At 62.9% G+C, this 12,822-nt stretch carries 2 protein-coding genes; one reads left to right on the top strand and one right to left on the bottom strand.

What is annotated here, in order from left to right; translation table 11 throughout:
• The first annotated feature begins 333 nt into the window (after positions 1 to 333).
• Entirely contained in the window at positions 334 to 11,391 is an 11,058-nt protein-coding gene (locus AB5Y91_RS03510) for a retention module-containing protein (RefSeq protein ID WP_368169091.1), read from the top strand.
• Between the two features lie 145 nt (positions 11,392 to 11,536).
• Here the strand turns inward: AB5Y91_RS03510 and glpC are convergent, their stop codons facing one another.
• The gene (glpC, locus tag AB5Y91_RS03515; protein WP_368169092.1) at positions 11,537 to 12,739 is read right to left on the bottom strand and encodes an anaerobic glycerol-3-phosphate dehydrogenase subunit GlpC; all 1,203 of its coding nucleotides are present in this window, start codon (positions 12,737 to 12,739) and stop codon (positions 11,537 to 11,539) included.
• Between the last annotated feature and the right edge of the window lie 83 nt (positions 12,740 to 12,822).

Genomic DNA, 12,822 nt, shown 5'->3' on the forward strand with positions numbered 1-12,822 from the left:
TTATTTCTGTTGGGGGGGGATACCTTGCCTTCCCCTGGTGAAATAGTGGGGAAGCCTGTCGGGCGCGTTCAGGTCAGAAGCTGTCGCATGAATGGGTGCCAATAGGGTTATATTCTTAATTTCAGGCAGAAAATCGGACTTATATCCTGAGCTATTCCATGAATTGCAGCTCTTTTTTGAATTTAATAGGAAGGTTTACGGCATTTACTTTCGATATTTTCGAAAATGACGAAGGAATCTGTGTCCGTAGAGGCGGTAAAATAGCCGCCTGTCACGGTGACGTCCTGTACCCTTGTGGGTCTGGACTGTCTGTGTTTACCCGTTGGAGGATGTATGGCTGAGCTGCGAATAGAGAAACCGACTCTTGTTACCCAGGTGGAGGGTGCCGTGTTTGTAATGGATGCCGATGGCTCCTTGCACCCTGCCACCCTGGGGATGCAGCTGCTGCCGGGAATGCGCCTGCTCACCGAAGGGGACGGGCGTTTCGAGCTGGCCGATCCTGCAAAGACCCAAAACGCTGACCAGCCCGAGCTGGCGCAGACAGAACCGAACCTGGCCATGGATCCCGAGCTGGCCAGCTTGCAGGAGGCCATCCGTCAGGGGGCCGACCCGACCGAGCTGTTCGAGGAGACCGCGGCCGGTAACGCGGCCGCCGCCACGGGTGGCGGTGTGGTCGGCTCCAGCGCCAGCGGCTTCGTGGTGGTGGATCTCAACAGCGAATATACCCTGGCGGAGTCTGGCTTCGACACCGATCATCAGGGCGCCCAGCCAGGGGACGAACTGCTCTATTCGGAAGATCAGGATCTCCTGGCGGCCATCACCATCACCGAGCCCCAGACCACCGACAACATCATCAACGCCGACGAGGCGACCGGCGTCATCATTCGCGGCTTTGTCGAGGATGTGGAGGTCGGCCAGACCGTCACCGTTACCCTGATAGACCAGGATGGTAACCGCCTCACCACCACCACAGTGGTGCTGCCGGGCTTCGTCTGGGAGGCCAACTTCGGTGATGTCACCGGCAAGCTGGTGGACGGCCCGCTCACCATAGTGGCCGATACCCAGGATGCGGCCGGCAACCGGGCCAGCGACACCGGTCAGACCCTGCTCGACACCATCACCACCATCACGCTGGATCTCAGTGACGAGAGCGACAGCGGCGCCAGCCAGGTGGACGATCTGACCCGCGACACCACGCCGCTGCTGCAAGGCAAGGGAGAGCCCGGAGCCACCGTCACCCTGAGCCTCGGCGGAAACGTTCTGACCGTGCTCACCGTGGATGGCAACGGCAACTGGCAATACCAGATCCCCAGTGACATGGCCGACGGTGCCTATGATTTTCGCGTCGATTCGGTGGACATCGCCGGCAACAGAGCCAGCGACACCCTGACCGTTACCGTCGATACCCGGGCTGGTATCGACATCGACGATCTTGACACCCAGAGCCTGCTGGGCCAGGGCAACGTCACCCTGAGCGGCAGCACCACAGAGGTGGAAGCGGGCCAGCGCGTCACCATCAGCCTCATCGGCCAGAACGGCCAGACCCTTTACAGCGGCTCCGCCCTGGTGGGGAGCGACGGCCGCTGGCAGCTCAATGGCCTGGATCTCTCCGGCATTCAAGGCCCCTTCGAGGTGCGCGCCGAGGTGACGGATCTGGCGGGGAACCGGGTGATCGATGGCGCCCCCCTCATCGGCCAGAGCGATACCCTGACCCTGTCCGAGGCGGATCTGGCCAAGGGCCCGGTGAGCGCCACCGGCTCCCTGCACACGGGGGCGGGCCTGGATGGCAACCTGCAGGTGAGCTTCGGCGCCGATCAGAGCGCCCTCGAGCAGCTCGGCCTCACCAGCCAGGGCTCTGCCCTCAGCTACCAGATAAACGGCCAGACCCTGACCGCGAGCGCGGGGGGTGTCACCGTCTTCACCCTGACCCTGGCCAATGACGGCAGCTATCGCATCCTCTGGCAGCAGAGCCTGGATCACGGCCTGGACAGCCAGAGCTTGCCGTTCTCCCTCGAATACCGCGACAGCGACGGGGATCTGGTGAGCGCCAATCTCACCGTCAAGCTGGTGGACAGCACGCCGCCGGACTTCACCATAGCCCCCATCTCACTCACGGAAGACGGCTTCACTCAGCAGGGCGCCGTGGTGGGTCAGAGCGAGTTTGTGGTCGGCCACCAGGCCGATCCCCTGCTGGCGGACTCTCTTGCCTTTGCCGATCAGGCCGCGACGCTCACCCGCCTGAACGGCAGCGGGCTCAGCAGCGACGGCCATGTGCTCAGCTTCGAGTTCACCGGCGATCGCCTGCTGACCGGCTATTACCAGGATGCCAACGGCAACCGGGTCGAGGTGCTGAAAGCCGAGCTGACAGCCAGCCAAAATGGCAGCGATATCGATGGCAAGGTCACCGTCTCCCTCAATGGTCCGCTGGATCATCAGGGCAGCGACCAGCTCTCCCTCGGCCTCTCCATCTCTGCCAAGGAGATAGACGGTGACGAGACCCGCGCCGATCTCCAGGTCACCATCAATGACGGCATGGATCCCAGCCTCGGCACCGACACTGGCATCAGCCTGCAGGAAGGGGCCTCTGGTCAGAGCCTGGATGGCCAACTGCCGGTCAATGTGGGCAGCGACCGCCTGGTGTCCCTGAACTTCGAGGGGAACCAGCCCGCCCTGGATGGTCTCACCAGCGGCGGCAAGCCGACCACTTATCAGGTGAACGGCAATCAGATCACCCTGCTGGATGCGGGCGGCAAGACGGTGCTGACCGTGACCCTGGACTTGGACGGCAAGTACCATGTGAAGCTCGATGGCGTGCTGGATCAACCTGTGGGCACCAACAGCGTCAATCTGGGGCTGCAGGTGCAAGGCACCGACTTTGACGGCGACCAGAGCAACCTCGGCACCCTCAACATCCAGATCACCGACGGCGCCTTGCCCCAGGTCGACCCCGTCTCCCTGACTCTGGTGGAGGACAGCAACTGGAGCGCGGCCCAGACCCTGTCCGGTGATCTCAACATCACCGCCGGCAGCGATCCCCTTGCCAACATCAGTTTCGATGCCAGCCAGCCGGGCCTGCAGGGGCTCACCAGCGGCGGCCAGCCCGTTGTCATCAGCATCAGCGGCAACAGCATCAGCGGCGCCGTCAACGGCCAGAACGTCTTTACCCTCACGCTTGATCAGAAAGGTCACTACGTCTTCACCCTGAACCAGCCGCTGGATCAGGGCAGTGCGGACAGCCTGATCAAGGCGGGCTTCACCCTCACAGACAGTGACGGGGACAAAGTCTCCTCTTCTTTAAGTGTCGCCATCGGCGATGGGGCCAACCCGGTGATCAGCGCCGTGACCGGCACCAGCCTGACCGAGGCCAACCAGGGCGACGCCGCCGTGGTGGGCAATATGAGCTTCACCGTGAGCCACGGCTCGGATGCCCTCGATCAGAGCAGCCTCAAGTTCGATATTGCGGCCATTCAAGGCAGCCTGAACGGCAAGTACAGCAGCCACGGCAGCCCTGTGACCTTCACTCTGGATGCCAATGGGGATCTGGTGGGGACCAGCGCGGATGGCCGCGAGGTGCTGCGCGCCGAGCTGGATCTGGTGGACAATAACGGCAACTGGAGCGTCACCACCAAGGTGACCCTGAGTGGTGAGCTGGATCACCAGGGCAGCGAGTCCCTCGACCTGCCCCTGGCCATCACCCTCACGGACAAGGATGGGGACAGGGTCTCCACCCAGTTGCCGCTGACCATCAAGGACGGCAATGCGCCTGGCTTCGTGGCGGGTAGCGGGGTGAGCCTGGACGAGGGCAACCTCGATGGCAGCAACCCCCTGACCGGCACGGGCCACTTCACCGTGGACGCAGGCTCGGATCGGGTGAGCGAGGTGTCGTTCGCCGATCCTGCCGAGCAGCCGGCCCTGACCGCCCTGGGCCAGAGCGTGAAATACGAACTGGTGGACGGCGATGCCGGCATCCCGGGCAACCAGATCCTCAAGGGCTATGTGGAAGTGAACGGGGTGCGGGTCGAGGTGCTGCAGGTCGAAATCAGCGGCAAGCTCGACAACGCCGCCAGCAACGGTTTCGACTACAAGGTGACCCTGTTCGAGGGGGTACACCAGAGCAATGGCAACAGCACCGAGCTGCCGTTCAAGGTCAACGTCGTCGACAGCGACAAGGGATCAGGCAACAACGACAGCACCTTGGGCACCCTCAACATCAGCGTTGCGGAAGGGGACAAACCGACCCTCAGCCTCACCGGGGTGACCCTGAATGAAGGGCGCTTCGATGGGGCCGGCAGCAACCAGACGGCGGACGACCAGCAGGCCACCGGCACCCTCACCATCAAGGCGGATTCTGATCCCGTGGTGGACGTACGCCTGACCCTCTCCGGTCAGGTCGTGGACGCCAGCGGCAAGGCCATCACCCACAACGGGGAGACCCTGACCTGGCAGGAGGTGCCGGGCAGTAACGGTCACAGCTTCCAGGGGGTGACTGCGAGCGGCACCCTGGTGCTGAGCGTGACCCTGCCGAGCGTGCCGGGCAGCATAGCGGCCCACAGCTCGGCGACCCTGGATTACCAGGTCACTGTGCACACCAACCTGGATCACGGCGCCGACGACAAGCTCACCCTGACCCTGCCGGTCCAGGTGACCGACAGCGATGGCTCTGTGATCAACGGCAATACAACGGCAGTGATCAAAGATGCCGCCAACCCCGTGATCAGCTCCATCGGGAGTGTCACCGTCAATGAGTCGGATCTCAATGGCGGCACTGGTCAGCACGGGGGCACCAACCCTGCGGGTACAGGGGAGAAAGCCACCGGGCAGGTGGTCATCGATGCGGGTAGCGACAAGGTGGTGGCCCTGCAACTGGATGTGGCCCGCTTCAACGCCCTCAACCAGCTCAGCTCCGGGGGCAAGGCCGTCAGCATCAGCGCCGACAGCCAGCCGGGTGTCTATCTGGGCAAGGACAGCGGGGGCAAGCTCATCTTCAAGCTGACCCTGGATGTCTCTGGCCGTTATACCTTCGAGCTGACCGGCAATCTGGATCACAGTGCTCAGGGCAATGATCTGCTGGATATCCAGCTGCCGTTGCAGGCCCTGGACAGCGATGGGGATCTCAGCGGCGAGGTGATAGGTCACGTCAGCGTGCGGGACGATGTGCCCGAGGCGGACGATTACAGCAAGACCCTGAACCAGGGGGCGAAAGTGAGCGGCGATCTGCTGGCTACCGCCAGCGAGGGAGCCGACGATGCCGTGATAAAATCGGTCACCATCAACGGGGTCGAACACTCCATTTCCGCCAGCGGCAACACCACCATTGCGGTCACAGACAGCACAGGGCAGACCATAGGCACCCTGGTGATCAACGCCGAGGGGAATTACAGCTTCACCGCCCGGGCGGATATAGATCACAGCAACAACACCCTGGTGCAGAAGGTCGACTTCCACCTGGTGGACGGGGATGGGGATACCGATGATGGGGTGCTGACCCTGACCATCAGGGATGAGGCGGGTCTCCTTAACGTGACTGCTGCGACCGGGCAGGAAGATGAGGGGGCGCTGGATCCAAGCCAGGGCATTCCCATCGCCATGAACCTGGACATAGGCGACTTCGATCGGGGCGAGTTCGTTGAGAAATTGCTGATCCAGGCCCCGGCCAATGCCCATGGCACCTTCTACTTCAACGGTGTTGCGCTCACCACCATCACCCAGGGTGGCAAGACCTGGTATCAGGTGCCGCCAGCGGCCATGGTGGCGGTGGCCAATACCGATGACAAGTTCCAGTTGACTGGTGTGACCTTCGTACCCGCTCACGACTATTCGAGCCAGAGCGATGGCGGCAACCCGCTTCGCTTCCCGGTGCAGTTGCAGGTCGGCGTCACAGAAGGCAGCAAGCCCCCCGTGCTGACCGGCAACCTGGCCATCACTGTGCAGGGCATTGCCGACAAGCCGCTCTGGGATGACGGCAGCACGAATAAGCACTACAGCACCGATGAGGACAGCACCGGCATAGCCCTCAACGTGCAGGCCAAGCTCACCGACACCGATGGCTCCGAGACCCTGAGCTACCAGATCAGGTGGGCGTCCGGCGAAGGCAGCCTGACCCTGAACGGCAAGGTGCTCACGCCCGACGCGAACGGCCTCTATACCGTCTCTGCGGGGGACATCAACAAGATCACAGTCGTGCCCGGCAAGGACTACAGCGGTGACATCAAGCTTGTCGTGACGCCGGTGAGCACGGAGAAAACCCCAGTGGTCACCGGGAAGGAGACGGCCCTTGGGGATCCCATCGATCTCATCATCAACGTCAACCCGCAGGCGGATGACGCCAAGCTGACGGTGCGCGACATCCAGGGCAAGGAAGACAGCCTGCTGGATCTGGGCAGCAAGATAGCGCTCGCCCATCTGGGGGATACAGCTGATGGCTCCGAGCAGATGTTCGTGCGCATCAGCGGCCTGCCCGCCGGCGCCACCCTCTGGCTCGGCGGCGTGGCGGTCACCCTGGATGCGAACGGTTATTACGAGGTGCCCTATGCCCGCATCGGCGAGCTCAAGCTAGAGCCGCCGAAGGACAGCAACGTCGACTTCGATCTCAACATCCAGGGGGTGGTAAAGGATACCGCCACCCTGACCGATGCCAATGGTCAGACCCAGACAGTGGTCAACGAGAAGGTGACCGGCAGCCAGGGCCTGCATGTGGATCTGGTGGGGGTGGTGGATGAGCCTCATTTTAATCTGGACAGTACCGGCTGGAGCCAGGATGGCAAGGGTTACACCACCACCATAGGGGAAGATGGCAAGGCGCCGCTGGACTTCAAACTGACGTCGGGGGAGACGACGAGGGATGGTTCCGAAACCCTCAACCTGGTGCTGGAAGGCTTGCCGGAAGGGGCCAAGGTGTTCGATGGCAACGGCAAGGAGCTCACCCTGACCTTCGCCGGGCTCGACGCTCAGGGCAAGCCGACCTATCAGGTCGACGTCTCGAGTCTGGGCAACCTGCAGATCCAGCCGCCCCCCAACAGCACCGCCGATATCCACCTCATCGGCCACGTGGTGGTGACCGAGAACGACGGGGATCACCAGAGTTTCGATGTTCCGCTCACCATCAAGGTGGAGCCCGCGATCGATGCCGGTGACTATGCCAAGACCAGCCATGGTCTGGAGGATGAGTTCGCGGTGCTCGACTGGCAGCCGGACCTGACCGACAGCGCCGAAAAGGTGACTCACCTCAGCCTCTCCGACATAGAGCCGGGTTACGAGATCTGGATCCGGGTGGGCGGGGCCGAGACCCAGCTTAACGTGACGGGCGGCAAGGTGGAGTTGAGTGACGCGGATCTGAAGAGCCTGCTCGGCGGCGGTCAGCTGCTGGTGAAGGCGCCACAAGACAGCGATAGGGACACCACCATCAAAAGCCATGTCACCGTGACTCAGAAGGATGTGGATTCCAATGTTGTAGTCAGCAAAGAGGTCAATGGTCAGCTGCACGTGGATATCCAGGCCGTGGTCGAACCGGATGGCAACCTGGTGCAGCAGGGTGGGGATCTGGTCAGCCCGGATGGTCATGACATCCCGCTCAAAGATGTCTTCGTGTTCGATGACAGGGATCCGACCAGCGATGAGGTCATCGACTACCTGGTCATCAGCGATCTGCCCCCCGGCTTCGTGGTGGTGGGGGGGATCAACGACGGCCAGGGCAACTGGACAGTGCCTAACAGCGCCCTCGGGAGCTTCTCCCTGCGTTCACCGGATGGTTTCACCGGCACTGCCACCTTCAAGGTCAGCGCCAAGGTGATCGATCTTGGCGACAACAACGAAGGGGATGTCAGCGCACCGGCTTATCGGGAGATCACCACCAGCGCCGAGTTCAAAGGTGCAACCAACTCTGGCCAGCTTGCGGCCGGCGTCGATCTCGACAACAGCCAGCCCATCACAGGGGTAGAGGATCACGGCGTCAACTTCGGCACCCAGCTCAAGAGCATGGTGACCCTGGGGACGGCAAACATCGGTGATGACGAGCTCAGCATAGTCCTCACCGGTCTGCCCCCCGGCGTGAGCGTGCAGGGGCTCACCTTCGACTTCGTCAACGGCGAGTACCTCATCAAGCTGCCGGGTGGCCTCAGTGACCTCGACAAGCTGACCCTGACCCTGCCGGAGGATTACGCCGGCAGCGGCCTGAGCTTCAACGTGCGTCTGGTCAATACCGACACAGTGAGTGGCAACACCAATACGGTGGAGAAGGTCGTTTCCCTCTCCATCACCCCCGAGGTGGACATCAAGGGCGGCGCAGATGGCCAGCCCGAGCTGCACCTGCAGGTGAAGGAGGTGAACGGTCAGCCGAGCAACCTGGAAGACACCGAGATCCACCTCGATCTCTCGGTCAAACTCGCGGACATCAGCCCCTCGGTGGCCAACGGCGGCCTGGAGACGGTGGAGCGGGTAACCCTGACAGTGGATGCCAAATACGGCCATTTCCTCGATGGCAACGGCCAGCCGGTCAATACCCTGGTGGTGACGGATCCCGATGATCTCAAGGATCTGGTGTTCGTACCCAGGGAGCACTTCAGCGGTCAGGTACCCCTGGGCATCAAGGTCGACATTCTGGACAGTGCCACCACGGGGACGGACAGGGGCAGTTGGAGCGGCAATGCGAGCTTCGAGGTGCTGCCGGTCAATGATCCGGCCCAGCTCACGGTGAAGGATGTGAGCGGCAACGAGGATGGCAGCGTCAGCCTCGGCGGGCTAGGCGCGACCCTGGTCGACAATGATGGATCCGAACAGATAGTGGCGCTGCAGATCAAGGGCGTGCCGGATGGCTTCACCCTGTCGGCACCGGCGGTCAACAACGGCGGTGGCGTATGGCAGGTGCCTGTGGGCACAGACTTCTCCAAGCTGACCCTGATCCCGCCCGCCAACTTCAGCGGCAACGTGGAGCTCACCCTGAGCGCCTTCACCCAGGACTTGGGGCTCACCATGCCCCTCGAGACCAGCGACAGCTTCACCGTCACCGTCAAGCCGGTGGGGGATGTCATCATCGCCGACATTCAGGACAAGGCGAGTGGCACCGAGGGGGACGTGGTCACCCTCAACCTGGGGCTGGAGACCAAGGACACCCAGGCCACCGGCGGCAGCGCCACCAACGTTCACGAGAACGGCCCGGAGCAGGTGCGGGTCACCATAGAAGGGGTTCCCGATGGGGCAGAGATCCGTCTGCCGAGCGGGGTGACCGGCACTGTGGTGGATCTGGGCGGCGGCGTCTGGCAAGTGACCACGACGGGCGGCAAGCTGGCTGCCGTGGAGCTGGTGACCAACGACGCCAATGGCACCCTGGATCTCAAGGTGACGGCCCAGAGCCTGGACAACGGCGCCCTCGGCCCCGAGGTCAGTGGCACCATCCAGGTGGAGGTGAGCCCGGTCAACGACGCCCCCATCAACGTGCTGCCAACGGATCCCCAGGTGGCCCAGGAGGACAAGCCCTTCACCATCCAGGGTTTACAGGTCAAGGATGTGGATGCGGGCAGTGGCAACATAGAGGTGCGTCTGTCGGTGACTCACGGCTCCCTGACGGTGCTCAATGCCGCTGGAGTGACGGTGACCGGCGACGGCAGCGGTTCCCTGTTGCTCAGCGGCACCCTGGCGCAGATCAATGCCTTGCTCAGTGGTGGCATCGACTATCTGGGCAATAGCAACTTCAATGGCAATGACGCCCTGACCATGGTCACCAATGATCTGGGCAACACCGGCAGCGGTGGGGCGCTCGGCGACACCGACGTGCTGCCCATCGAGGTGCAAGCGGTCAACGATGCTCCCGTCAACCTGCTGCCGGGCACCCCTCAGGTGGCACAGGAGGATACTCCCTTCGTCATCAAGGGCCTGCAGGTACAGGACGTGGATGCGGGCAGCAGCCCCATGGAGGTGCGTCTGTCCGTCCTGCACGGCACCCTGGTGCTGGCGGACGGCAGCGGGGTGACGGTGACTGGCAGCGGCAGCGATACCCTGGTGCTGAGCGGATCGCAAGATGCCATCAATGCCCTGCTGGCGGGCGGCGTGACCTATCAGGGCGAGCAGGACTTCAATGGCCAGGATGCCCTGACCATGGTGACCAATGACAAGGGCAACACCGGCAGCGGTGGCGCCCTGGTCGACACAGACGTGCTGCCCATCGAGGTGCAGGCGGGCAACGATGCCCCTGTGACCCAGGTGCCGGCTGCCATGCAGGTGAAGGAAGATGGTTCACTGTCCCTCGCCGGGATCAGCGTGAAGGACGTGGATGCGGGCACTGCCCCCATCTCCATGGTGCTGAGGGTCGAGCACGGCATGCTGACCCTGCTCGGGGCGGCGGGCGCCGTCTCGGTGCAGGGGGCTGGCAGCAGCGAGATCACCCTGGTGGGCTCCCTTGATGATCTTAACAACCTCATCAATGGCAACCTGCATTACGAGCCGGCCAAGGACTTCTGGGGACAGGACAACCTGACCATCACCACCTCGGATCAGGGCAATACCGGGTCGGGCGGCGTCCTGACCGACAGCGCCCAGATTGGCATTCAGGTGACCGCAGAGGCAGACGATCCCCAGCTCAGCCTGGGCACCCACGACATCCATGCCCTGCAAGGGGCCTGGGTGCCGCTCAACCTGAGCGCCAGCGTGGTCAACCCGGCAACCGGCGAACTCTCCATCCGCATCCAGAATCTGGGGAGCGCCCAGGTGGTGGATGAGCACGGCCAGAGCGTGGGTCATGCGGACAGCAACGGCGACTGGCTGCTGCCGGGGGATCAGTCCGTGCCCCTCTACCTCAGCGGTCTGACGGCGGGGGATCATGCCCTGACCCTGAGTGCGGAATCCAGCGCGGGTGGCAGCACCCTGAGATCGGCCGAGGAGACCCTCAACATCCACAGCCAGAGCGGCCATGACCTGCTGGGCTCGGATCAGAGTGACTGGCTGTTCGGCTCCACCGGCGACGATCGCATACTGGGCGGCCTGGGGGATGACGTGCTCCGGGGCGGTCAGGGCAACGACATCCTGACCGGTGGCGCGGGCAGCGATCTCTTCGTGTGGGGCAGTGGCGATGAAGGAACGGCGGCCTTGCCGGCCATCGACACCGTCACCGACTTCCACCCGGAGGAGGGGGACAAGATAGATCTGGCGGACCTGCTCAAGGGGGTGACCGACAACAGCGTGGATGGCTTGCTGGGCCACCTCTCTGCGTCTGTGACCGCAGGCAGCGGCGGGCTGAGCGACGTGAGCCTGTCGGTCTCCCCGGCGGGGGATGGTCAGGTGACCCAGCAGATCACCCTGAAGGACGTGGATCTGAGCGGCTGGAACCTGAGCGGCTCCTCCTCCCACGACATACTGCAGTCCATGCTGGATCAGCACAGCCTGATCATCCAGCACCCCTGAATCTGAGGGAGACAGCACCATGGAAAAGAGCCGGCAATTGCCGGCTCTTGTTTTATCACTGCCTGTTTGTTACTGCGGGTTGATCACCGCGTAAGCGGATCTCTGCGTGGATTGTTTTTTGTTATCAGTCGGGCACCCGGGTCGGTCAGGCCAGGGCCTGGGCCAGCAGGTGGATCGGATGCTCGCAGCGGAACGCTGTGCTCATCTCGATCTGCCACTTGCAGGTCTCGCAGTCGGTGATCACCAGATCAGGCTTGAGGCGGTTTATCTGATCGAACAGCCCCTCACCTATGGTCTGGCTGGTCTCGTAGTTCTCCGACTTGAAGCCGTAGGTACCGGCGATGCCGCAGCACTGGGAGTCGAGCACGGTCACCTTGACCCCGGGAATGGCGCGCAGCAATTCGAGGGTGTAGATGACGCCCCCCATCTTCTCCATGTGGCAGGGGGTGTGGTAGGCGATGTGCAGGTTGAGCGGCTTCATGGCTGGCTTGTTGCCCCGGTAGAACTCGTTCCACAGGAAGCGGGTCACCAGCGAGATGCGATCCCGCACCTTGCGGTTGTCCTGCTCCAGCAGGTGGGGGTATTCGTCCCTCAGGGTGAAGCCGCAGGTGGAGGAGGTGGCCAATAGCGGCATCTCGTTGCCCAGCAGGGAGTTCTCCATCTGCTTGATGTTGAAGGCCGCCTGCTGCTTGGCCTTGTCCATGAAGCCGTTGGCAATGAGCGGCACGCCGCAGCACTTCTCCCGATCCAGCAGTTGCATGCCTATGTTCATGGCGTTGAGCACCTGCACCAGCTCCTTGCCGAGCTGCGGGTGGTTGTAGTTGACGTAGCAGCCGTGGAAGTAGGCGATCTGGCGCTCGAAGCTGGCCTGGGTGGCCTTCTGCTTCTTGTACCAGCCGCGGAAGGTGCCCTGGGAATACTTGGGCAGGTCCCGGTGGGAGGAGACCCCCAGTGCCTTGTCCAGCACCAGCTTCATCGGCTTGAGGCCTGTGGTGAAGTTGACCACGGGGGCCATCAGGGTGGACATGCTGCCCATCAGATCGGTGTGGGAGAGCACGAACTCGCGGATCCCCGGTTTGAAGCCGCTGTACTGGTGCTTGGCTTTGGCGATGATGTCGCCGATGCGCACCCCGCTTGGGCAGGCCACTTCACAGCGCTTGCAGTTGGTGCAGTGCTTGAGGGCGCTGTCAAAGAGCTCAGGGCTCTTGATCCGCAGCCGCTCCCCATCCGGGCCCGCCTGCTTGGGGCCCGGGTAGGCCGGGTTGGCCTTGGCCACCGGGCAGTAGGCGGTACAGACGGTGCATTTGATGCACTGATCGAAGGTTTGATTGGCGTGATCCAGTAGCATGATTTACTCCTCCCGGGCCGGATTGAAAGCGCAAGGGACGCGGCAATGGGATTGTCGAGCGGGCAGCGCTCTGCCCGCAGTCA

This window comes from Aeromonas sp. R4-3, assembly GCF_040908275.1.
GTDB classification, from domain to species: Bacteria; Pseudomonadota; Gammaproteobacteria; order Enterobacterales; family Aeromonadaceae; genus Aeromonas; species Aeromonas rivipollensis.